We start from the raw sequence: 22,943 nt of genomic DNA on the forward strand, positions 1-22,943 counted from the left end.
CGACGCTCCGTGTCCTGCGTCGCAGGACCGAAAGTGTACCTTGCACAGGCAGCGTGTAAACACACACCCTTCACACTATGCGGGAGTGAAGACGTACTCCAACTTGATACCGTCGGGGTCCGGGAAGTAAACAGCGAAATACCCCGGCGCATAACTCGGATACTCCGCCGGCGCATCAAGCACTGTCGCGCCACCCATACACAGCGCCTCGTACAGGCGTACGACAGCATCGCGATCCGCCGCTGCGAACGCCAGATGGTGCAAACCGGGCGCGCTGCGATCGTGCAGTACGGACGACTTCGTCTGCTGCAATCCCAGTTCCAGTTGTTCTCCGCGCCACAATGGCCCCTCGGCACAATCTGCAATCCGCCGCAGCCCCATCATCGGCAGCCAGCGATCGTAGAATGCAGTCGATCGCTGCATATCCGACACCGTGAGATCGAGGTGATGCAGCGCGCCCGGCGCGGATCTCTCTCTCGCGCGCTCCTGAATCTGTGTCTGCACGTTATGACGAATCAGGTCACGCAGCTCACTGTGCAAAGCAGGATCGAACATTGGGGCCTGTGACCAGTCGTACGACCAGGGATTTCCCGTCCGCATGGCTTCAGGCTCGTCGACATAGCGCGGGTGCACGTGCGCGTGCAACGCCGGCTCCAGGTTGCCGAAGATCGCGTAGTTGATCCGCAACGCACCGGTGGCGCGCTGCACCGCCTCGCCGAGCACGGACACGTCCATCATGAACTGCTCGCGCGCAGCGGCAGGAAACGCATTGAGATGCGGCACCACCGGATCCGGCAGCAGCAGGCAGTAACCACGCAACACCTGCCGCCGCCCCATCACCGCCCATCCGGACGCCATGCGCGTAACGACCGATGGGTCATCGCCGCGGCGACACGATTCGACCAGGCGGTGAATGGCAGTAGTCATCGTCCTTTCTCGACAGGCATCACTTGCGGAAAATGAAATACACCGCGCCCAGCATGCACAGCGCCGCCCACAGGTAATCGAGCTTCAGCGGCTGACGCATGTAGATGAGTACGAACGGCACAAACACGGTCAGCGTAATGACCTCCTGCAGAATCTTGAGCTGCGGCAGCGTCATGACCGTGTAACCGATGCGGTTCGCCGGAACCTGCAGCAGATACTCGAACAGCGCGATACCCCAGCTGACCAGCGCCGCGACGATCCACGGCTTCTGGTTCATGTGCTTGAGATGGGCGTACCAGGCGAATGTCATGAAGACATTCGAGAGCGTCAGCAGAATGATCGTGCGGACGACAGGACTCATCCAATGCTCTCCGTGGTATCCGCTGAGCGCACGGCGATTGCCTTCAGATACGGCACCGGCGCTTGCACCTGTAGTTGCAACACGAAATCGAAGACATCGACCCGGGTGCACAATTCGAAATCCTGTTCCGGCGCCCAGGTCGCCTCCGGATCGAAAAATTTGCGCGCACTCTCTGCCGCCCGCAACAGTTCGCGAACCTGCGTGACGTCGGGACTGCCGCCAGCGAGACGCTGCTGCAGAATGTCTGCACACAGATCGTCCTCGGCACAGCGCTCGCGGGCTTCATGCCCCATACGCACCAATGTCACGCGCTCGAAACCGCGGCTGCGGATGTAGTTCACGATCGCCCCCGCATTCACGAGTGACCCGGAAATAACCCCGTCAGCCCTGAGTGCCTGAGTCAGGCCCTGGGTGCCGGAATGTGTCGTGTGGATCACCGTGCGACCCTGCAGATCCAATTGCGCGAGCTCAGTAGGCGAATTGCCGCAATCGAATCCCGGCAACGGCCGCGCATGGCGCTCACCAATCAGCAGTGAATCCGGGATGGCGGCGCGCAGTTCGCGGGCCCGCTCGATCAAAGCCACCGGGATGATTCTGGATGCACCTTGCGCGTGCGCGTAGCACGCGACGGAGAACGCGCGGAACACGTCGATGACGACGGCCAGGCCGAGCGCCTCGCGCGCCCCGTCGACGAAGTCGACCACGCGAACGTCCGGTGCGCGATGCGCTGACCCGCTTTCTCTCACGCTACGCCCCACTTCGCCGCTGAACGTCAGAAGCCTAGCAGATGAACACATGACCGCCGTCAGCCTGGGACAACAAAAAGGCCCGGCACATTGCTGTGCCGGGCCTTCAGAACATCACGCCCCGCAGGACGTCAGGCGGCGCTGCGGCCCGCAGCCGACTTCAGCGAGACCACTCGCTTCGCATCCGCCGGCCGTTCGTGCATCACGACGACCTTGGCGCGCTTGAAGAAGTTGAAGTCGGTCGCGCTCGCCCAGGTGTAAGCACCCATCATGCGGCCGACGACCAGATCGCCGACTTCGAGCTCCGGCAGCTGGATGTCGTCGTCGATCACGTCGATCGAATCGCACGTCGGCCCCGCCAGCACACTCGGGAACAGCTCACCTTCCTGACGCAGCGCCGTGACCGGGTACTTGGCGTGGTCGAACAACTGACCGCTGTACGAGCCGTACAGACCGTCGTCCAGGTAATACCACCAGCGACCGTCGCGCTTCGCCTTGCCCATGACGCTCGAGATGGCGATGGCCGCCGGCGCGGCGATGAACCGGCCCGGCTCGGCAATCACCCGGACATGAGCCGGCAACTTCGCGAGTTCTTCGCGAATCGGACGGCAGAACTCGTCGATCGGCGTCACTTCCTCGTTGTACGACACCGGGAAGCCACCGCCGATGTCGAGGATGTCGAGCGACGGCAGGCCGGCGAGCAACGCCTCGGCGATCAGGTCCGTGCAGGCACGAATGGCCTCGATGTACTTGGTCGGCTCGGTCGCCTGCGAACCCACGTGGAACGACAGGCCACGCACGCGGATGCCCAGTCGGCGGGCCTGCTCGATCATTCCAAGCACGGCGCCCGGCTCGCAGCCGAACTTGCGCGACAGGTCGACGACGGCGTCGGGGCTGCGGAACGACACGCGGATCAACAGTTCCGCACGCTTGCGATAGCGGGCGAACTTGCGGACCTCGTCCGGATTGTCGGCCACGAAGATCTTCACGCCAAAGCGCAGCGCGTCGCGGATGTCGCTGTCGCGCTTGATCGGGTGCGTGTGGATGCAGCGCTCGGCAGGAATGCCCTGAGCCTTCACGAGTTCGACTTCGCCGGTCGTGGCGAGGTCGAAGAACGCGCCTTCGTCACGCAGGCAGGCGACCACCGCGGCATGCGGCAGCGGCTTCAATGCATAGTGCAGGTCGACGCCTGGAAGCGCGGCCTTCAATGAGTGATATTGCCCACGCACCTGTTCGCAATCGACCACCAGCAGCGGCGAGCCGAATCGGGCCGCGAGGCCACGAATCTCACTCTCCGTGAGCGTGGTCGAATCGAAGGCGTGGGCGGGAGAAACCGTGTGTGTTTGACGAGCGGCACGTGGCAACACGTAGGTGCACCTCTAAAGCGAAAAGCCTTGAAACCGAACAACCGAGCCAACAAGAGCAACAGACTTCAATCAACGTCCGATCACTCTCACAAGTTCTGGTCGAGCGGCACTTGCAGCTTTCGCGATATCCCTCTTCCGGGGGACCCTTGCTCCGACGAACCCGGATACCAAGGACTCTGAGTGCTCTCTTACACAGGCGCGCGCAATGTATCAAAAATGATCCGTGATGCAAGAACTGCGTCGCAGATTTTCGCGCCGGCCCCGGGCGCGCCGGCGAGGCAACGTTATGCTCACGTGAATTCCGCAGGATTAGCGCCGGGCGACCGTTCCCGCAGACACAGCAACACATGACCGCACCCGTCCCGCCAGACACACGCACGGAGCTCGCGACGCTGCTGCGCAGCCGGATTCCGCTGGTGCTCATCGAAACCCGCGACGAACCGCGCGCGCTCGCGCTGCTCGCAAGCCTCGCCGTCAAGCTTCAGGGACCGTCGCATACGCCCGTCTTCCAGTGGACTGTGACGGACGGACTGCGCCGCATCGACATCGATCTGGGCGGTGCGCAGAAGCACAATTCCGAGCCGACGGACGTCCTCAAATCCATCCGCGCAACCGACAAGGGCGGCATCTACGTGCTGCTGGATTTCCACCCGTTCCTCAGCGACCCCATCAACGTGCGGCTGCTCAAGGACATCTGCCAGGGATATGCGCAGACGCCGCGCACACTGGTGTTGATCAGTCACGAGCTGTCCCTGCCGCGCGAGCTGGAGCACTTCACCGCCCGCTTCCATCTCGCCTTCCCGGACCGCGCCGAGCGCCAGAGCATCGTCGAGAAGGTGGCAGGGGACTGGGCCCGGACCCACGGCAGTCGCGTGCGCTCCGACCGCAAGGCGCTGGAGTTGCTCATCGAGAATCTCAGCGGGTTGTCGACGACCGACACCGAGCGTCTGGCGCGCAAGGCCATCTTCGACGACGGTGCGCTGCAGGCGAACGACCTGCCGGGCCTGATGCAGGCCAAGTACGCCCTTCTCAACCGCAGCGGCGTCCTGAGCTTCGAGTACGACACCGCAGAATTTGCCGATCTCGGCGGCATGGCGCGATTGAAGGATTGGCTGAAGCAGCGCCGGCCGGCGTTCGATGGTTCCGCGCCGCACCTCGACTCGCCCAAGGGCCTGTTGCTGCTCGGCGTGCAGGGATGCGGCAAAAGCGTGGCCGCCCGTGCGGCTGCCGGCATCTACGGCGTGCCGCTGCTGCGCCTGGATTTCGCTGCTCTCCACAACAAGTATCAGGGTGAATCCGAGCGCAACCTGCGCGAGACCCTGGCCACCGCCGACATCATGTCGCCGTGCGTACTGTGGATCGACGAGATCGAGAAAGGCATCGCCAATAGCGACGGTGACAGCGGCACCTCACGCCGGGTGCTGGGTAGTTTCCTGACGTGGCTGGCGGAGAAAAAAACGCGCGTCTTCGTCATCGCCACCGCCAACGACATCTCCGCCCTGCCCCCGGAACTGATCCGCAAGGGTCGCTTCGACGAAATCTTCTTCGTCGACCTGCCGAAGCCGGCGGTGCGGTCCGACATCCTGCGCATTCACGCGGGTCGACGTTCGCTGCACCTCAGCGAGGAGCACATCGAGAAGCTGTCGGCAGCGTGCGACGGCTTTTCGGGCGCCGAGATCGAACAGGCTGTGGTATCCGCGCTCTACGCGGCCCATGCCGGCGATGTGGATGCCGGCGCCTCCCACGTACTCAACGAACTGAAGTCGACGCGACCGCTCTCGGTGGTGATGGCGGAGAGAATCGCGGAACTGCAGACCTGGGCTGCGGAGAGGACAGTGGCGGCGGACTAGCGCTGGAGCAGGCTCGCATTGCGAGCAGGACGGCCAGACGGCAAGCAGGCTGCGAAGCGCAGCAGGCGGGCCGCGAAGCGCGGCAGTCAAAATGCAGAAGGAGATATGGAGGCTCGCGTAGTGAACGTCGGGCTTGCCGCGTCCTCGCGGCTTTCCTGCCCGGCCCGCTTGCCGTCAGGCCTCCTTGCCGACGCAGGCGGCCATCCGCCATCACTCAGACCATCTCGCCTTCGTCACCGAAATCCGCCACCCAGGCGGCAATGTCCTGATCGTAGGTAACGATGTTTTCGGCAGAGGCGGCGCGCTTGAGGCGATCGCGGACCGCGTCCCAGCGCTCGCCTTCCGGCACTTCCTCGACGAGGAGGATCTTGGCGCCCGACTTGTCCAGCGTGCGCAGATTGGCGTACAGCTGACGTCCGTAAAGGTCGGGACGAATGCCGGCATTGATCCAGGTCATGTAGCGCGTGGTTTTTGCGGGCGGGCGCATGGCCAGCACCGCTACCTTCTCGTGTTCGCCGCTGAGTTCGTCAATGACGACGTCCAGGCGCCGGCTCGGCACGACATTGACCGGCGTTTGCGGTGAATAGTGGCGTGTCGTCGAGCCCGGCACGCGCGGCGCGGCTGGATTCGGCCCGGTCTGGATGTTCGGCGCCACAGCACGCAACTGACTCAGGCTGATGCTGCCTGGTCGCAGCACACGCGGACCGTCGCCCAGGCACGACACGATGGTGGATTCCAGTCCAACCTTGCAGTCGCCGCCATCGAGGACGAGTTTCAGTTCGTCACCGAACTCTTCGCGCACGTGCTCGGCACGGGTGGGGCTGACGTGGCCGTAACGATTCGCGGACGGCGCGGCGATGCCGCCGCCGAATGCATTGAGCAATTGCTGGGCGATCGGATGGTTCGGGACGCGAATGGCCACCGTGTCCTGGCCGCCGGTGATGACGTCGTTCACGGCGAGTGCGCGCTTGGCTACGAGCGTCAATGGACCCGGCCAGAATGCGTCGGCCAGCTTCTTGGCTTCCGGCGTCATGTCACGCACCCAGCGCTGCAGGTAGCGCGGATGATCGATATGCACGATGACGGGATGCGTGGAGGGACGGCCCTTCAGGCGGAAGATCTTGCGGACGGCATCCGGGTTGTTGGCATTGGCGCCGAGCCCGTAGACCGTTTCCGTCGGAAACGCCACGAGATCGCCTTCACGCAGCGCCTCGACCGCCTCTTGCACCTGTTCCTGCAGCACTCGTCCGATGACCATGCAGGCATCATAGCAAGGCCACCCGTGAGGTCGGCTACTAATCGGCCGTGAGCGCTGCGAGCGTCGGGATTCCGACAAACCACGCAGCGCCCTGACCTGCCATTCGGGAATTTACCGGCAGCAGGACGTTACCTGGTTCACTGCATTCACTCGAGCGATGTGCGCGTCCAGCCAGCGGGCGTGCGCTTGAGCTCGTAGGCCGGCCAGTAACGGTTGTCGAGCTTGAGCGTGATCACGTCGATCGAACCGTTCCACGACATCGTCCGCAGTCTCACCGACGATTTATCCGGACGCCCCGCCACGGCCTTGATGAAGTGATCGAGATCGGGCGTCGGCTGGCCGTCGACTTCGACGATTCGCCGCCCTGCCCACAACTGATAGCGGGTCGCCGGTGAACCGTACGAGAAGTAACCGACGAATACGCCGTCGGGAGTAATGCCGCGCTGCGCCGCAAGTGCGCGATGCGGTTCCTGCAATACCGCGCCAGCCCATACGAGGATGCGGTCGAGATCGCGCCCGCCGAGCGCGACCGTCGGTACCTCGATGACCTGCTCGACCTTGTCACGCAGCACAGTGATGCGAACCTGCGGCTTCTGCACCGCGCGCTCGACTTCACGGAAGCGATTCACGATCACGCCATCGATATCCAGAATCAGATCGCCCGAGCGCAGCAGCTTCGATGCCGGAGAGCCCCCCACCAGGCGCGAGACGCTGAGCGCCTGACGACGGTCCGGACTGTGCTGCTCGAGACGCTGCACCCAACGATCGGTCAGGCCCAGCTTGCGCGCGCCGGCCAATGGGACGGGAATGAGTTCCGCCTCGAGCGAATGCAGCGTTGCGCCGCTGCGGACCAGCGGCAGCATTTCGAGAATCTGCTCGGCCGGTATGCCCCGGTTTTCCTGGGCGATTTCCCGGCCCGCCTCGTACGCGAAGCTGGCCCAGGTCGCGACGATCTCGCCCTGCTTGTTGGCGAGCACGCCGTCGTAATCGTCGGGCCCGTTGATCAACTTGATGGTTTCCAGATTCGTATCCCGGAACTGGAACGTTCGCGACAGCGGGAAGGACACGGGATCGACGGAAGCCACCGTGGCCGTGCGCGACTGAACCTTGCCATCAGGACGCACGCCGACCGCCCACACCTGCTCGCCGGGCTGCACATCGGTCGCCTTGAATACCGCCGAGTGCACCGGCGTCGTGCCGATCAATGCGGGGTCATAGGAAATCATCGCGAGGTTGTGCAGCGGATGGACGTACTCGACCCGGCCGGGCACTTCGATCGTGCCCGCAAACGTCAGCCGCACATCGCCGATCACCACGGGCACGGTATTGCGGTCGACGACGACCAGCCCACGTTGCGCGTCGACGATGACGCCCGTGCCGTAGTAGCTGCGCTCGGTGATGCCGGAGACGGAATACGGCATATCGAAGTTCACCAGCACCATGGATGGCGCCAGTCGATTGACGATCGGATCCGCCGCCTTGGCGAAGCTGGTGGACGCAGGCTTCGGTGGCTCTGCGACACCGTCTTCAGGCCACGTGTCGCACGGCCAGACGCCCTGCGCATCGTCCCGATGGCACGAGCGCGCCGGAAACCAGCGGCGATCCATGCGGATGACGCGCCATTGCGCAGTGGACGGATCGTCGAGGGTGAAGAACCGTACCGTGACCCGCTCGCCATCTTTCATCGGCGATATGGCCGCCTCGAAGTCGGCCAGCACATCCACCTTTTTGCCGCCGATTTCCGTGATCACCGCGCCGCGCGGCACGGCCGCCGCCCCGAGCACATAACCGGGATTGGCGACGTAGACACCGCGAATCGGCGAATTGATATGACGCGCCTGCTGCCACGACAGGGTATGCACGACAGCGTCGCCGAATTCGAGGTAGCGATCGGGTGTGATGGCATGCAGGTCTTCGATCGTCATCACTTTCTCGAGCGGCTGGCCGCCGCGCTCGAGGGAGAGCTTCACACTCTTGCCGACGCCGCTGTCGAGGACTTCGGCCAGATCGTCGAAGCCACCGACGAGCGCGTCGTTGACCTTGATCAACAGATCGCCCGGCTCCAGTATTTTTTCCGCGGCTGATCCGACCTGCGCTTCGCTGACGACCAGCAGACCGGTGTTGTTCTGGAACTTGCGGCGCATGTCGGCTTCCGTCCCGGGACGCAGACCCAGACGTCGCACTTCATCGTAGGGTGTGTACTTGAAGACCGTTTCGAGCGTGCCGCGCGGCACCGGTTTGCCGTCCTGAACCAGTTTCAGCGCGCGTGCGACGCGGTCGAGCGGCAGATAGAAGCTCGAAGCCGCCTGCGAACTGCCGCCTGCGTTCAGCGCCACGACGCGGCCTTCGACATCGATCACCGGCGAGCCGGACGACCCGCCCGAGGTGCTGGACGCCGCCTGGTAGTAGAACGTGTTGAAGTCGTTGTACTTGCCGAGGCCGTAGTTCGGCGCCTCGCGATCGAGTCGCGCCAGCGTGCCCGCGAGGATCGATAACTGTTCGCCCGCATCGTTGCCGATCACGCGGATCTCGCGCCCGACCTGCGCACCGTCCGGATGCAGCTTGAGTTCGGTGGGCTTGATGAAGCGCAGCTTCGACGGGTCGTAGCGATAGAACCCGAAGTCATGCACCGGATCGCGATAAACCGGATACAGCGTGACCTCTTCGCGATTCAGGAACACGGCCTGCGCGGTGACCGGGCCCGGCGTCACTACATGGCGATTCGTGAGAATCAGCCCGCGCTTCGCATCGACCACGAAGCCCGTCGCCTGGCTCGACATGTTCCATTCCGTATCGAAGGCGCGCGTCTGATCGACCTGGATGGTCACAACGCCGCTGGCGACGCGTTCCAGCGTACGGGTCCAGCGCGAATCCTCGACTTGCGGCACGGGCACCAGTGCGGCCGCCGGCGGTGGCGCGTCCTCCTGAGCGAGCAGATGAGAAGCAACGAGCAGCAGGCAGGCAGCGCCAAGGACTTTTTTCATGTGGAATTCTGTCAGTCTTGATGACGTGGTTGGTCTTATCGCCGGGACGGCGCACGGTATGCAAGTGGGAGCACTACCAGTTAGTGCAGATCTTCCGGCCCGGGTTCCATCGAATGGCTGACATCGTGAGTCAGCCGAACAGGACGAAGCCCCAGACGATGAGCAGCAGCCCGAACGAGAACAGCACTGCAGTGGACCCGACATCCTTGGCGAGCCCTGACAATTCGTGGCGTTCCAGGCCGATCCGGTCGACGACCGTTTCGATACCCGTATTGAGAAGCTCGACGATGAGGACGATGACGACGGAACCGAGCAGCAGGGCGCGCTCGATTCCGGTCTTACCCAGCCATACCCCGAGAGGAATCAGCACCACGGCGAGGGCGACCTCCTGACGGAAGGCCGCCTCGAAGCGGAAGGCCCCTTTGAATCCTTTCCATGAATTGACGAACGCAAGCAGCAACCGGCGGAAGCCGGAGAGTTTCGGCCGATCCATAGAACTCCGCGTAAAAACTATGCCTGATAGACGAGGTCGAGCTGTTTGGCCGCCCTCACATCGTCCAGGCGACGCACCGGCAGAGTATACGGGGCACCCTTGACCTTTGCCGGATCCTCTTCCGCTTCCTTCTGGATCGCCACGAGCGCATCGACGAATGCATCGATCTCCTGCTTGCTCTCGGTCTCGGTGGGCTCGATCAGCAGACACTCCGGCACGAGCAGCGGGAAATACGTCGTCGGTGCATGGAAGCCGTAATCGAGCAGGCGCTTGGCAAAATCCATCGCATTCACGCCCAGTTCTTTCGCCTGTCGCTTCACCGTAATGATGAATTCGTGGCTGGCGCGTCGATCCGGATACGCCGCATCGAAGCCCGCCTGCTTCAGCCGCGCCATCATGTAGTTCGCGTTCAGCGCCGAGAACTCGGCAACCCGCTGCATGCCTGCCCGGCCGAGCATCCGCATATAGATATAGGCGCGGATCAACACACCCGCATTGCCCATGAACGCCGACAGGCGGCCGATGGTCTGCGGCAGATCGCGCTCATCGAGCCAGCGATAAACATCGCCTTCCTTGCCCACCACGGGGATCGGCATGAACGGCAGCAAGCGCTGATTGACGCCGACGGCGCCCGAGCCCGGACCGCCGCCGCCGTGCGGCGTCGAGAACGTCTTGTGCAGGTTCATGTGAATCACGTCGAAGCCCATGACGCCCGGGCGCACCTTGCCGAGGATGGCGTTGAGATTGGCACCGTCGTAGTACAAGAGGCCGCCGGCTTCGTGGACGATGCGCGCGACTTCTTCGATACGGCGCTCGAACACACCCAGCGTCGACGGATTCGTCAGCATGATGCCGGCGGTCCTGGGACCGACGGCCAGCTTGAGTGCATCCAGATCGATGTCGCCGTTCGACAGCGACGGAATTTCGATCACGCTGCAGCCACACATGGTGGCGGTTGCGGGATTGGTGCCGTGCGCGGCGTCGGGGACGATGATCTCGGTACGATCGAGATCGCCGCGTGCCTTGTGGTACGCGCGAATCATCGCCACACCCGCAAATTCGCCCTGGGCGCCGGCCATCGGCGTGAGCGACACGCCCTTCATGCCCGTCACTTCCTTGAGCATCTCCTGCAATTCATACATGCAGGCGAGGAAGCCCTGTCCAGCGGAATTCGGACCCAGTGGATGACGCGACAGAAACTCGGGCAGCATCGCGTACTGATTACACGCGCGCGGGTTGTACTTCATCGTGCACGAGCCCAGCGGATAGAAGTGCGTGTCGATGGAAAAGTTCAACTGCGACAGACGCGTGAAATGACGCACTGCCTGCAACTCCGACACCTCGGGCAGCTTCGCAGGCTGCTTGCGCCGCAGCGCTTCCGGTACGTCGGCCTTCGCATCGTGCGGATACTGGGCGACAGCACTGCGACCGGTGCGGGAGTGCTGGAAAATAAGGGGTTCGCGCATCACTTCATCACCTCGGCCAACGCCTTCGCATAGACCGCAATGTCTTCGTTCGTTCGGGTTTCGGTGGCACAGACCAGCAGTGCATTGCCGAGTTCGGGGTAGCTGCGCGACAGGTCGTAACCGCCGATGACGCCGCGTTGAGCGAGCGCTTCGAGGACTTCGTCGACCTGGCGATCGAGCTGCAGCACGGCCTCGTGGAAGCGTGGACCGCTGAACACGAGCTTCACACCCTGCACCTTCGTCAGCGCCTTGACCAGCTCCGACGTCTGGCACTGCGACGAGGCCGCCACCTGCTCGAGCCCCGTCGCTCCGAGCAGCGACATGTGAATGGTCGCTGCGGTGACCAGCAGCCCCTGGTTCGTACAGATGTTGGACGTCGCCTTGCTGCGGCGGATGTGCTGTTCGCGCGCCTGCAGTGTCAACGTGAAGCCAGGCTTGCCATCGAGATCGACCGTGCGGCCGATGATTCGGCCCGGCATCTGGCGCACGTATTCCATGCGCGTCGTCATGAAGCCAAAGTATGGACCGCCCGATGACAGGGGAACGCCCAGCGGCTGACCGTCGCCCACCACGATGTCGACACCCTTCGCACCCCACTCGCCCGGCGGCTTGAGGATTGCCAACGACAGCGGATTGACCACCGCGATCACCAGCGCATTGTTCGCATGCGCCCAGTCGGTGATCGCATCGACGTCTTCGAGCAGACCGAAGAAGTTCGGCTGCTGGATCACCACCGCAGTGATGTCCTGCCCCTTGTAGGCATCGAAGGCCGCCGCTGCCGTCGTACCGGAGCCGGGCGTGTACGGAACCGTTTCGAAATTCAGCCGCTGCCCTTCGGCAATCGCCCTCGACACTTCGAGATAGGTCGGATTGACGGTGGTGGGGACCAGAATTCGCGCCGACTTCGATTTGCGATGCGCGCGTACGGCCATGAGGCAGCCTTCGGCGAGCGCCGATGCACCGTCGTACAACGATGCATTCGACACCTGCATGCCCGTCAGACTCGCCATCATCGTCTGATATTCATACAGCAGCTGCAGCGTGCCCTGGCTGGCCTCGGCCTGATACGGCGTGTACGCGCTGTAAAACTCACCACGCGTAACGATTGCCCAGACGGCTGCGGGAATGTGGTGCTCGTAGGCACCAGCGCCGATGAAGTTCAGTGGCCTGCCGTCACGTAGTGCGCGTGTCTGCATGAGCCGGCCGATCTCCATTTCGGTCAGCGCTTCGGGAATGCCCGCAAGCGACTGGATACGCAGGTTCGCTGGGATTTCTTCGAACAACGAGTCGATCGCCGGCGCGCCAATCGCGGCCAGCATTTCCTGGACGTCGGAGTCGGTATGGGGAATGAAGGGCATGACGGAAGTAGTTGATAATTGACAGTTGATAATCGAAAGCGAAGCGCCGGGCGATGGCTCAGTGCCCTTCTGCTTCCAGTGCCTCGCCGTAGGCCGTGGCATCAAGGAGCTGATCGAGTTCGCCCTTGTTGCTGGGCTTCAGTTTGAACAGCCAACCCTCGCCATAGGGATCCTGGTTGACCAGCTCCGGCGCCGAGCCGAGCGATTCGTTGGATGCAATCACTTCACCGGAAATCGGGCTGTACACGTCGGATGCGGCCTTGACGGATTCGACGACGGCGGCAGCCCCGCCCTTGTTCAGGCTCTTGCCGACTTCAGGCACCTCGACGAACACGAGATCGCCCAGTGCGCTCTGCGCATGATCGGAGATGCCGATGGTCACGGTGCCATCGCTCTCGAGCCGGGCCCATTCGTGGGAATCCAGATACTTCAGGTTGGCGGGAATGGAGGACATGGTTTTTTCCTGCGGAAAAAAAATGACGAAAGTGACGAAGGTGACACGGGCGTGAAGGAGCAATGACCTTCGCCACCCATGAATCTCAAATCAATGCTTTGCCGTTCCTGACGAACGGGTATTTCACGACATGCGCATTGAGCAGCTTGCCGCGAATGTCGACCTGAACCTGCCCGCCGGTGGCAGCGGGAACACGCGCGAATCCAATGGAGCGTTCGAGAGTCGGCGAGAACGTGCCGCTGGTCAGTTCACCTTCGCCCACGCCGGGGACGACGACTTTCTGATGACCGCGCAGTACGCCGCGATCTTCCAGTACGAGGCCGACGAGCTTGCGCGGCACACCGCCCTTCTTCAGGGCGTCGAGCGCAGCGCGACCGACGAAATCGCGCTCCGGAGGATCGAATGCGACGGTCCAGGTGAGACCGGACTCGAGCGGCGACACGTTCTCATCCATGTCGTTGCCGTACAGGTTCATGCCTGCTTCGAGGCGCAACGTATCGCGCGCACCGAGACCGCATTCGGCAACGCCGGCCGCCTTGAGGTCGGCCCAGAATCCGGATGCATCACCGACCGGGAGCACGATTTCCCAACCGTCTTCACCGGTATAGCCGGTTCGTGAGACGAAATAAGGACCCAACTCGCGGCCGACGAATGCTTTGAGGTCCTGCGCCGCAGCGGCATGCGAGCCGAGCAACGCAGCGGTCTTCGCACGTGCGTTCGGGCCTTGCACGGCGATCATGGCCAGATCGGTCCGCGGTTGGATATCCACACCGAACGGACCCGAGAAACGCTTCAGCCAGGCGATATCCTTGTCCCGCGTACCTGCATTGACGACGACGCGGAACCAGTTCTCATTGATGTAGTAGACGATCAGGTCGTCGACGACCCCGCCGGCCTCGTTGAGCAGGCAGCTGTAGAGCGCCTTGCCGGATTCTTTCAACTTGGCGACATCGTTCGCGAGCACATAGCGCAGGTAGTCGCGGGTCCGCGCACCGGTGACGTCCGCGATGAGCATGTGGGAGACATCGAACATGCCGGCGTCACGGCGCACGGCGTGATGCTCTTCTATCTGGGAGCCGTAGTTGACGGGCATGTCCCAGCCGCCGAAGTCGACCATGCGAGCGCCGGCCGCGACGTGCGTATCGTAAAGAGGTGTCTTGAATCCCATCGGGCGCTCCGGTGAACACGAGTTCGCTGAAAAAACATAGGCTGCGTCGGACCGTTGATCACGATCCAGCGCCCCTCTGTCCTGCGACCTGAGAGATCCGGCAACCTGCAGTCGCCTCTCCCCTTCGGTGAGCCGGGTCTTGGATGACGCGACTACTCTCCAGAGCCCCTCGAGCAACGACTGAGTAAGTCGTTACATGATGCGCCGTTCATTTGCCTGAGCGTTTCCGGGCGGTTGCGCCTTCGGCGGCGAGACTGAAACTCGCTCTCTCCGGCCGCACCTTGCGATGGGTGGCGGTATGGTAGCCGAGGCCTTATGGGCTTGCCCGGGAATTTACCCGATCGAATCGGAGCAGGATCTCCACGGGGGACACAGGGAACACGGGGCCGAGACAAACTCTCTCCAGGAAGGTCTGATCAATTCCTGATCCGTCATCCTTTACCCCGTGATCCCCGAGTCCCCCGTGGAGATCTCTTCTTCAATCTTGGGTCGCTGATGTGCAGCGCACGATGACATTTACGGCACAACTGCATCTGTGCGTTACAATTTCGTCCCCTCCCCGACTCCTCGACTACACCGTGACCCGCCGCTCCTCCATTCCCGTTCGCATTGGTTCCGTCACCGTTGGCGGGACTGCACCCATCGTCGTCCAGTCGATGACGAACACCGATACCGCCGACATCGAGTCGACAGTGCAGCAGATTCGCGATCTGGCCCGCGCCGGATCGGAACTCGTGCGCGTCACGGTGAATACCGATGAGGCCGCCGCCGCGGTGCCGCATGTCCGTGACCGCCTGGCGAAGGCCGGTGTATTCGTGCCGATCGTCGGTGACTTTCATTTCAACGGACACAAACTGCTCAAGGCACATCCTGGCTGTGCAGAAGCACTCGCCAAGTACCGCATCAATCCGGGCAATGTCGGTCGCGGCAGCAAGCGCGATCCGCAGTTTGCCGAAATGATCGATGTCGCCTGTCAGAACAACAAGCCCGTGCGCATTGGCGTCAACTGGGGCAGCCTCGACCAGGATCTGCTGACCCGGTTGATGGATGAGAACTCGAAGCAGGCTGAACCGCTCGATGCGCGCAATGTGACTCGCGAGGCGCTCGTGGTCTCGGCGCTGGAGTCCGCAAAGCGTGCGATCGAACTCGGACTGCCGCAGAACCACATCATCATTTCCTGCAAAGTCAGCGGCGTGCAGGATCTGATCTCGGTGTATCGCAACCTGGCCAGGCGCTGCGACTTCGCGCTGCACCTCGGCCTGACGGAAGCAGGCATGGGGTCCAAGGGCATCGTGGCCTCGACGGCCGGCATGAGCGTGCTGCTGCAGGAAGGCATCGGCGACACCATTCGTGTGTCACTGACGCCTGAACCCAACGGCGATCGCACCCAGGAAGTCATCGTGGCGCAGGAAATCCTGCAGACCATGGGGCTGCGCTCGTTCACGCCGATGGTCATTGCGTGCCCGGGCTGCGGCCGCACGACCTCGACCTACTTCCAGGAACTGGCGCAGAAGATCCAGACACACATCCGGCATCAGATGCCCGAGTGGCGCAAGCATTACGTCGGCGTCGAAGAAATGACGGTGGCTGTCATGGGCTGTGTCGTGAACGGCCCCGGCGAGAGCAAGCACGCCAACATTGGCATCAGTCTGCCCGGCACGGGCGAGCGCCCGGTCGCACCTGTGTACATCGATGGCGAGAAAGGTCCGACGCTGAAGGGCGATCACATCGCCGAAGAATTCCAGACCCTGGTCGAAGACTACGTCGCACGTTCATACGCGGCGAGGACGATTTAGGAAACAGCAAAACAAAGAGCTCCACGGGGAGCACGGGGTCAAGAGTCCGATCATCTGACTCCTCAGGCCCTGTGATCCCCGTGTTCCCCGTGGAGTTCTTGCTTCTTATCCGGAGTACTTGGATATGACAGGACTAGTCGATAAGAAATGCGTCCCCTGCGAAGGCGGCGTCGAGCCCATAGGCCGCATCGAGGCCGAGTCGCTGCTGAAACAACTGCAGCCCGAGTGGCGCCTGTCCGATGATGGCAAGAGCCTGCATCGCGACTGGAAGTTCAAGAACTTCTATCACACGATGAGTTTCGTGAATGCCGTGGCGCATATCGCCAACGCCGAAGACCATCACCCCGATCTCGAGGTGGGCTATGGCTACTGCCGGATGAAATACTCGACCCACGCCATCGATGGGCTGTGCGAGAACGACTTCATCTGCGCAGCGAAGGTCGACGCGCTGCCGAGACAGTAGCTGAGGAGTGCTGCGACGAGTCAGAGACGATAGAGCACGCCGAGCGTCAGCAGATCGACGTCAGTTTTCACCGGCTCGAAGTCTTCACCCAGATTCTCGAATCGCTGGAAATCCACACGGACCGACCAGTGATCGCCCCAGTCGTACTGAGCGCCCGCACCCCAAAGCATGTTTTGCGAGCTGAACGCGGTTCGTCGGAAAGGCCCGCGGTACTGGTCTTCGCCTGCATGTCTGCAAACAGGACGCCGACTCGGGCGTAGAGGCTGAAGCCCGCACCGAGCGGCAACGTGCCAATAGCGGAGAGCGCAGGGCCAGAGGTCCGCAACTGCTGGCGGAACTCACTCGGCTGGAATGGCGTGCCCGCAAATATCGGAACCGACTGTTTCAGTTCGCCCAGATCGAGATACGTCAACTCAACCGCTGCATAGCGCATGAGGCGATAGCCTGCCGTTACACCCCACGCGGTTGCGTCGTCACCCTCGCTGATCGGCAACCAACCCGCTGGAAGAAAGACGAGACCTGAGTTGGGGACCGACGGAATCGGCGATATCCTCCCGCCGAGAATCACATCCGGATTCAAACTCAGCGTGGGATTCCCGATGATGACTGGCGCAGGTCGATGGAACTCGTAATCCGCCTGCCGCCGAAGGCGCCGAAAGAGAAACCCGAGTCTGCCGCGAGTACGGGAGCAGCCATGAAACTGCCCACGCACGCGACGGCTGCGAACAACCTGTTCATTTTTATGCCTCCCTTGTCCACCCAATCACTCAGCTCATGCCGCATCGACGGTCATCTCGGCCGGTTCCATGATCGGTCCGACCGGATGACTGAATTCTCTCTTGGCAAATTCGATGCGCTGTGCCGGCGACGCCGAAAAATCTGCTCGTTGTTCACACAGCTGCAACCGGCGTAGCAATCCTTGCCGATTGGCGATCTGGATCGCAAGCCCCGGCCGCGCATTCAGTTCCAGCACCAGCGGGCCGAGATCGCGATCCAGCACGATGTCGACGCCGATGTAACCTAATCCGGTGAGTTCGTAGCTGCGCGCCGAGATATCGAGGATGGTGTCCCAGTCCGGGATCTGCAGGCCGGCGATGGCGTTGGACGTATCGGGATGATGCGTGACGACCTGGGTACCGAGCACGCCATCCAGCGTCACGCCATTGGCGATATCGATCCCCGCGCCGACGGCACCCTGGTGCAGGTTTGCCTTGCCGTGCGATCCGCGTGTCGGCAGGCGAACCATCGACATGACCGGGAATCCACGAAAGACGATGACGCGCACGTCGGGAACGCCCTGAAAGCTGATGCGTTCGAACAGCGCCGAGAATCGCACCATGTATTCGACGATCACGACGTCAGGCACGCCGCCCAGACTGAATTGGCCATTGATCGCATTCGACAGGTGATGCGACAGGAACTCGTCATCCAGCAGCGCGCCGCTGATCGTTCGATAGCGTCCGGCACTGCGCCCCGCCACGACGACGATGCCATCACCGGCACTGCCATGCGACGGCTTGAGCGCGAATTCAGGCCGGTCGCGCACGATCTCGGGAAGTCGGCGGATGTCGTGCTGGGTTTCGATGACGCCGTACAACTCGGGCACGGCAATCCCTGCCTGCAATGCCAGCCGCTTGGTCTGCAGCTTGTCGTCCACCAGCGGGTACAGCCGCCGCGGATTGAACTTCAAGATGTAGTCGCCATTGCGCCGGTTGAGGCCGAGCACGCCGGCATCGCGAAGTGAGCGGTATCGACTCAGCACGGCGTGCGCCTCACGACTTCAGCTCCGCGCCTTCGATCTTCAGGGCCTTGAAACGACGCAGCTCGAGCAAGCGATAACCCGTGTAGCGCCCCACCAACAATGCGGCCGCAATGACCAGCAACAGCATTTCCGGAAACACGAATACGAGGTGTTCCAGCCAGTAAATCCCCATGACTAGATACGCAACGGCCGCCACGATCAGGCTGCCGACACCTTCCTGCATGGCTTCATAGGCGCCGCGCTCCTCCCAGACGATCGACATGCGCTCGATGGTCATGGCGATGATGACCATGGGGAACAGTGCGATCGACAGACCGGGCTGCAATCCCAGACGATGACTCAGCACGCTGATGCCGGCCATCAGCAGCACGACGACCGTGAGCACGCAGGTCAACCGTGGCACCAGCAGCAATCGCAGTTTTTCCAGATAGAAGCGGATCAAGAGGCCCAGGGACACGATGATCGCGAACAGCACCACGCCCCAGAGCAACCGTGTCTCGCGAAAGGCCAGCGCCACCAGCACCGGCATGAAGGTGCCGAACGTCTTGATACCGATGAAGTTGCGCAGAACCATGATGACCAGTGCGCCGACAGGGATCATCAGCAGCACGGCATAAACCGATTGCGTGGCGATCGGCAGCGAGAACAGCGAGAACTCGGCCGAGTGCGAACCGCTGCGCTCCGCGCGGCGTTCCGCCACCAGCATGGCATCCAGCAGGCTCTGCTGAACTGCGAGCGAGACATCGAGATTCGACCCGCCCTCGATGCTGGCGATGCTCTCATCGCCGCGCCACCAGATCAGGAAGTCGGGCGGCAGCCCCTGCTGCAGCGTTTGCGGGTTGAAGTACAGCCATTCCACCCCGTCGTGAACTTCGAGCAGCACCTCCGGCTGCACCGGCCCTGAACGCTCACGCAAGGCGACGCCGTGGGCGATGCGCGCTGGAATCTGGGCGCCGGCCAGAAAGATCGTGGCCAGGTGCGCGCGATCCGCCACGGTCGCGGTGCGGTCCAGAAACAGGCGCACGTACGCATCGTTCTGGCCCTGCCCGATCCGGCGCAGCAGTTCGGTGGTGAAACTGGCCACGTCGGCCGACTGACGGCGCACATCCGCGATCAGTCCTTCCATCGCGATGCGCGAGGCCTGATCGAGCCGTGGCACCTCCGGGAATGGCGGCGTCGTATCCTCGGCCTTGCGAGCGGGATCCCGATAAACCAGTGCACGGTAGTAGACGGTCTGCTCGCCGCTGGCTTCGCGCACGGCCCATTGCGCTTCACGACCTGCAGGTGCGGGTCGCGTCGTGACACCGAAACCGCGCGAGATGAAGTTCTCATCCATCAGCGAATAGCCGGGAGTCAGCGCAGGGACGCGCAAAGTGACTTTGACAGCGGCCGGACCCGGCGTGAACGAGACCGCCGCCTCGATCGTCCAGATCTGGGTCTGGGACTTCGGCATGACGGGAAAGCCAAGCACCTTCGCCTTGTACGCGAACAGGGACAGAGCGAGCGTCGTCAGTAGCGCTGCGAGTAAGTAGATATGACGGTTGTTCATTCAGGCGTGTGCATTGCCTGGTATCCCCGATCGCGACGACTTGTGCCTGCTGCAAGGCGGGCGAGAGCGTAACGGGTTTACGCGGCCGCCTCAAACGGCGTCGCTACTCAGGCGAGCAAGTCGCGAGAGTCCCGGGGAGAGATATCAGCCAGCAGATCGATCGGCGTCGACGCGAAACGGGTGGCAGCAGCGATGCCCAACCGTTCGTGCTCCGTCTCCAGACTCCAGTGCGCATGCTCGACCAGCAGCAGGAGCTGCCATGCGCGGCCAATCGTCATGACCACGCGCCGTGCGCCAGATTGCAACACTGCCGCATCGCCGTTGCGACTCACCCAGGCGCCCACGTGAACGAGCGCATCGCCGGCAACGTTCACGAGACGTGCGAGTTCGGGATCCTGGAGCTGCGAGCGGCACGACGAGACACGTTCGCCCAAGGCCTCAAGTCCCGTTGCCGCATCGCCGCGCAGCAGCGCATCCAGCGCCAGCACGTTGGTCGTGCCTTCCCAGATCGGCAGGACTTGCGTGTCGCGCAGCAGCTGCGGCAGGCCCGTGTCCTCGACGTAACCGGCGCCGCCAAAGGCTTCGATCGCCTCGCTCACGGTCGCCACCGCCTGCTTCGCCGTCAGCAGCTTCGCAATAGGGGTCAGCAGCCGCAGCAACACACGTTGCTGCTCGTCGATGTCGTCCGCTTCCTGGCAACCGATGAGTTCGACCAGTTCGAACGCCAGCAGGAACGCTGCGCGTGTCTCTACCTCCAGCCCCGCCAGGGTGTCGACGTGCAGCGGTAATGCATCGAGCGTCGCTCCGAATGCCCGGCGCTGTGCGGCATAGGCTTTCGCCAGCGCAACCGCGCGGCGCATGAACGCCACCGAGGTCACGCTGTTCCAGGCCCGCGTAACCACCAGCATGGGTTCGATGGCGCGGGTGCCATTGCGCGGATCCGCCGTTACCAGCTCTGCCCATGCTCCGTCGAGCAACAACTCGGCCGTCGGCACTTTGCGCGTCCCCAGCTTGTCCTTGAGTCGCTCGACGCGAATACCATTCGGCCGGCCATCGGGACCGTGCGTCTCGACATAGAACATGGCGAGGCCAGAGCCGCCGGAACCATTGCCTTCGGGTCGCGCCAGGGTCAACGCCATCTGCGAGGTGATGGCGGATGTGAACCATTTCTTGCCGTAGAGACGCCAGCGTCCGTCGGACTCGCGACGTGCCTGCGTCAGGGACAAGCCCACGTCGGAGCCGCCGGTGGACTCCGTCATCCACTGGCCGCTGGTCCACGCCTGCGCCGGATCACGGCTCGTGAGATGCGGCACGGCGCGTTCGATCAGACGGGTGTTGCCTGTGACCGTCAAAGTGCGCGCCGCACCGTCGGTCATTGCGAGCGGACAGGTGTAAACATCGGACGAGGGATGGAACAGATACGCGAGGGCGAACTGGTGAATGCGTGAGAAGCGTCCGTGCCTGCGTGCGTAAGGAATGGCGATGAGGCCGCTACGGGCCGCGATGTCGGCAGCGCGTTGCCATAGCGACGTGACTTCGATCCGGTCGACGCGATTGCCCCAGGCATCCCATTGCGTCAATGCCGGTTCGCGCAGCCGGTCATCGAGCTGCAGGCGATAGAGTTCATCGCCTGTCACCGCACCCATCTGCTGCAGCTCACCTTCGATGTCCTGCAGCACCTCGACTGGCAACTTGCGTCGCAGCCAGGAACGCAGAAAAGCATCGTCACTGTACTGATTGCCGAGGCGCGGCGGCGACTGGATAAAGAGATCGGGCATGACCATGGGTCGCTACCTGATTTCCGCCAGTCCACCGGCGACGCCGCGAGGCGAGAGCAACACCTGCCACAACTGGGTACGCCGCGCCCGGAAAGCCGCGGCTGATGAGAGCAGCCAGAACTCCCACATGCGCCTGAAGCGCTCGCCATATTTCCCCGACAGCTCCGGCCAGGCGACGCGGAAACGATCGAACCAGGCGAGGAGCGTCCTGTCGTAGTCGGCTCCGAACGAATGCCAATCCTCCACGCAGAAATGCCCCTCCGCCGCACGCGCGATCTGCGCCATCGAGGGCAGCAGCGAGTTTGGAAAAATATAGCGCTCGATCCAGGGATCGTTCGCTTCCTGCGTCGTGTTGCTGCCGATCGTATGCAGCAGGAACAGCCCATCGCGCTCCAGCAACCGCTCAGCCGTCGAAAAATAGGTGGGGTAGTTACGAAAGCCGACATGCTCGAACATGCCGAGCGAATAGATGCGGTCGAACTGACCGGTCAGGCCGCGATAGTCCTGGAGCAGAATCGTGATGGGCAGTCCCTTGCAGCGTTCCGTGGCGGCCGCCGCCTGATTCTTCGACACGGTCACGCCGGTCACGCTGACGCCATAACGTTGCGCCGCGAACTGCGCGGCGCCGCCCCAGCCGCAACCGATATCCAGAACCCTCATCCCCGGCTCCAACCGCAGCTTGCGGCACACCAGATCGAGCTTGGCCTCCTGCGCCGCCTCGAGCGTCTGCGCATCTTTCCAGTAAGCGCAGCTGTAGATCATGCGCGGATCCAGCATTCGCGAATACAGATCGTCGCCTATGTCGTAGTGCTTCTGGCCGACCTGGAACGATCGGCGGGGCGTTTGCGGGTTCATGACGGTGGCCACCAGCGCGGCCCAGAACTGGCGCAACGTGGGCAAGTGCTGATCAGCCTGCGCACGGAAGACGCGGAACAGCATTTCATCGAGCCGTTCGCACTCCCATTGACCATCCATGTAGGCCTCGCCGACGCCGAGCGAACCCTGCGACAGGACACGACGAAAGAAGCCGGGATCGCGGACTTTGATATCCCAGGGGTGAACGCCGTCGATGGCGACATTGGTCCCGTTCAACAGCGATTCGACAGCGGCACGATATGAAGTCATAGGGCCGTCCCGAAGCTCAGAGAGTCGGTGACGTCGGC

At 62.8% G+C, this 22,943-nt stretch carries 19 protein-coding genes, 1 pseudogene and 2 riboswitches; of the genes and pseudogenes, 3 read left to right on the forward strand and 17 right to left on the reverse strand.

Annotated features, from left to right (window positions below; genetic code table 11):
- Nucleotides 1–75: 75 nt before the first annotated feature.
- The 4 genes from VIZ63_RS24115 to VIZ63_RS24130 all read right to left on the reverse strand — a co-directional run bounded on the left by VIZ63_RS24115 (nucleotide 76) and on the right by VIZ63_RS24130 (nucleotide 3,398).
- A complete protein-coding gene (locus VIZ63_RS24115; RefSeq protein WP_331612378.1) occupies nucleotides 76–927 on the reverse strand; it encodes a VOC family protein in 852 nt (283 codons plus the stop codon).
- 19 nt (nucleotides 928–946) lie between these two features.
- On the reverse strand, nucleotides 947–1,288 hold the full coding sequence (locus VIZ63_RS24120; protein ID WP_331612380.1) for a DMT family protein: 342 nt from the start codon (nucleotides 1,286–1,288) through the stop codon (nucleotides 947–949).
- On the reverse strand, nucleotides 1,285–1,992 hold the full coding sequence (locus VIZ63_RS24125; protein ID WP_331612381.1) for a 2-phosphosulfolactate phosphatase: 708 nt from the start codon (nucleotides 1,990–1,992) through the stop codon (nucleotides 1,285–1,287). The genes VIZ63_RS24120 and VIZ63_RS24125 overlap by 4 nt, the downstream gene beginning before the upstream one ends.
- A gap of 173 nt (nucleotides 1,993–2,165) precedes the next feature.
- Nucleotides 2,166–3,398, reverse strand: a complete 1,233-nt coding sequence (locus VIZ63_RS24130) for a type III PLP-dependent enzyme (protein WP_414703836.1) — start codon at nucleotides 3,396–3,398, stop codon at nucleotides 2,166–2,168.
- 350 nt (nucleotides 3,399–3,748) lie between these two features.
- On the opposite strand from VIZ63_RS24130, the gene VIZ63_RS24135 reads away from it, so the two are divergent.
- Nucleotides 3,749–5,251, forward strand: coding sequence for an AAA family ATPase (locus VIZ63_RS24135; protein ID WP_331612383.1), 1,503 nt, complete (start codon nucleotides 3,749–3,751; stop codon nucleotides 5,249–5,251).
- A gap of 214 nt (nucleotides 5,252–5,465) precedes the next feature.
- Here the strand turns inward: VIZ63_RS24135 and VIZ63_RS24140 are convergent, their stop codons facing one another.
- The 7 genes from VIZ63_RS24140 to gcvT all read right to left on the reverse strand — a co-directional run bounded on the left by VIZ63_RS24140 (nucleotide 5,466) and on the right by gcvT (nucleotide 14,432).
- Entirely contained in the window at nucleotides 5,466–6,509 is a 1,044-nt protein-coding gene (locus VIZ63_RS24140; RefSeq protein WP_331612384.1) for an L-threonylcarbamoyladenylate synthase, read from the reverse strand.
- Between the two features lie 146 nt (nucleotides 6,510–6,655).
- Nucleotides 6,656–9,493 carry a trypsin-like peptidase domain-containing protein gene (locus VIZ63_RS24145; protein WP_331612385.1) on the reverse strand — a complete coding sequence of 946 codons (2,838 nt, stop codon included), beginning with the start codon at nucleotides 9,491–9,493 and terminating at the stop codon, nucleotides 6,656–6,658.
- A gap of 130 nt (nucleotides 9,494–9,623) precedes the next feature.
- Complete coding sequence (locus tag VIZ63_RS24150) at nucleotides 9,624–9,986, reverse strand: diacylglycerol kinase (RefSeq protein WP_331612386.1); 363 nt, start codon at nucleotides 9,984–9,986, stop codon at nucleotides 9,624–9,626.
- Between the two features lie 17 nt (nucleotides 9,987–10,003).
- Nucleotides 10,004–11,452 (reverse strand): aminomethyl-transferring glycine dehydrogenase subunit GcvPB, encoded by a 1,449-nt coding sequence (gene gcvPB, locus VIZ63_RS24155; RefSeq protein WP_331612387.1) that lies wholly within the window; start codon nucleotides 11,450–11,452, stop codon nucleotides 10,004–10,006.
- Nucleotides 11,452–12,810: an aminomethyl-transferring glycine dehydrogenase subunit GcvPA gene (gcvPA, locus tag VIZ63_RS24160; protein WP_331612388.1), complete on the reverse strand. Its 1,359-nt coding sequence runs from the start codon at nucleotides 12,808–12,810 to the stop codon at nucleotides 11,452–11,454. Before gcvPA ends, gcvPB begins: the two co-directional genes overlap by 1 nt.
- Nucleotides 12,811–12,868: 58 nt before the next feature.
- The gene (gcvH, locus tag VIZ63_RS24165) at nucleotides 12,869–13,264 is read right to left on the reverse strand and encodes a glycine cleavage system protein GcvH (protein ID WP_331612389.1); all 396 of its coding nucleotides are present in this window, start codon (nucleotides 13,262–13,264) and stop codon (nucleotides 12,869–12,871) included.
- Nucleotides 13,265–13,349: 85 nt separating this feature from the next.
- Nucleotides 13,350–14,432, reverse strand: a complete 1,083-nt coding sequence (gene gcvT / locus VIZ63_RS24170; RefSeq protein WP_331612391.1) for a glycine cleavage system aminomethyltransferase GcvT — start codon at nucleotides 14,430–14,432, stop codon at nucleotides 13,350–13,352.
- A 66-nt stretch (nucleotides 14,433–14,498) separates the two neighbouring features.
- Nucleotides 14,499–14,605: riboswitch (glycine riboswitch) on the reverse strand.
- 22 nt (nucleotides 14,606–14,627) lie between these two features.
- A riboswitch (glycine riboswitch) is annotated at nucleotides 14,628–14,716 on the reverse strand.
- Between the two features lie 213 nt (nucleotides 14,717–14,929).
- Between gcvT and ispG the strand changes: the two genes are divergently transcribed.
- Both ispG and VIZ63_RS24180 read left to right on the forward strand, forming a co-directional pair.
- Nucleotides 14,930–16,228 carry a flavodoxin-dependent (E)-4-hydroxy-3-methylbut-2-enyl-diphosphate synthase gene (gene ispG, locus VIZ63_RS24175; protein WP_414703834.1) on the forward strand — a complete coding sequence of 433 codons (1,299 nt, stop codon included), beginning with the start codon at nucleotides 14,930–14,932 and terminating at the stop codon, nucleotides 16,226–16,228.
- A 124-nt stretch (nucleotides 16,229–16,352) separates the two neighbouring features.
- Complete coding sequence (locus VIZ63_RS24180; RefSeq protein WP_331612393.1) at nucleotides 16,353–16,691, forward strand: 4a-hydroxytetrahydrobiopterin dehydratase; 339 nt, start codon at nucleotides 16,353–16,355, stop codon at nucleotides 16,689–16,691.
- A 20-nt stretch (nucleotides 16,692–16,711) separates the two neighbouring features.
- On the opposite strand, the gene VIZ63_RS24185 is transcribed toward VIZ63_RS24180, so the two are convergent.
- From VIZ63_RS24185 to cfa, 6 genes and pseudogenes are all read right to left on the reverse strand, one after another.
- Nucleotides 16,712–16,861 carry a hypothetical protein gene (locus tag VIZ63_RS24185; RefSeq protein WP_331612394.1) on the reverse strand — a complete coding sequence of 50 codons (150 nt, stop codon included), beginning with the start codon at nucleotides 16,859–16,861 and terminating at the stop codon, nucleotides 16,712–16,714.
- Nucleotides 16,862–16,893: 32 nt separating this feature from the next.
- Nucleotides 16,894–17,403: pseudogene (locus VIZ63_RS25735) on the reverse strand (hypothetical protein); the annotation flags it as partial.
- Between the two features lie 60 nt (nucleotides 17,404–17,463).
- Nucleotides 17,464–18,453, reverse strand: coding sequence for an alpha-L-glutamate ligase-like protein (locus VIZ63_RS24190; protein ID WP_331612395.1), 990 nt, complete (start codon nucleotides 18,451–18,453; stop codon nucleotides 17,464–17,466).
- 10 nt (nucleotides 18,454–18,463) lie between these two features.
- Nucleotides 18,464–20,002 carry an inactive transglutaminase family protein gene (locus VIZ63_RS24195; protein WP_331612396.1) on the reverse strand — a complete coding sequence of 513 codons (1,539 nt, stop codon included), beginning with the start codon at nucleotides 20,000–20,002 and terminating at the stop codon, nucleotides 18,464–18,466.
- A 107-nt stretch (nucleotides 20,003–20,109) separates the two neighbouring features.
- Nucleotides 20,110–21,780 (reverse strand): acyl-CoA dehydrogenase family protein, encoded by a 1,671-nt coding sequence (locus VIZ63_RS24200; RefSeq protein WP_331612397.1) that lies wholly within the window; start codon nucleotides 21,778–21,780, stop codon nucleotides 20,110–20,112.
- Nucleotides 21,781–21,792: 12 nt separating this feature from the next.
- Nucleotides 21,793–22,905 carry a cyclopropane fatty acyl phospholipid synthase gene (gene cfa, locus VIZ63_RS24205; RefSeq protein ID WP_331612398.1) on the reverse strand — a complete coding sequence of 371 codons (1,113 nt, stop codon included), beginning with the start codon at nucleotides 22,903–22,905 and terminating at the stop codon, nucleotides 21,793–21,795.
- Nucleotides 22,906–22,943: the final 38 nt, after the last annotated feature.

It is taken from the genome of Povalibacter sp., from assembly GCF_036520495.1.
Taxonomy (GTDB): Bacteria; Pseudomonadota; Gammaproteobacteria; order Steroidobacterales; family Steroidobacteraceae; genus Steroidobacter.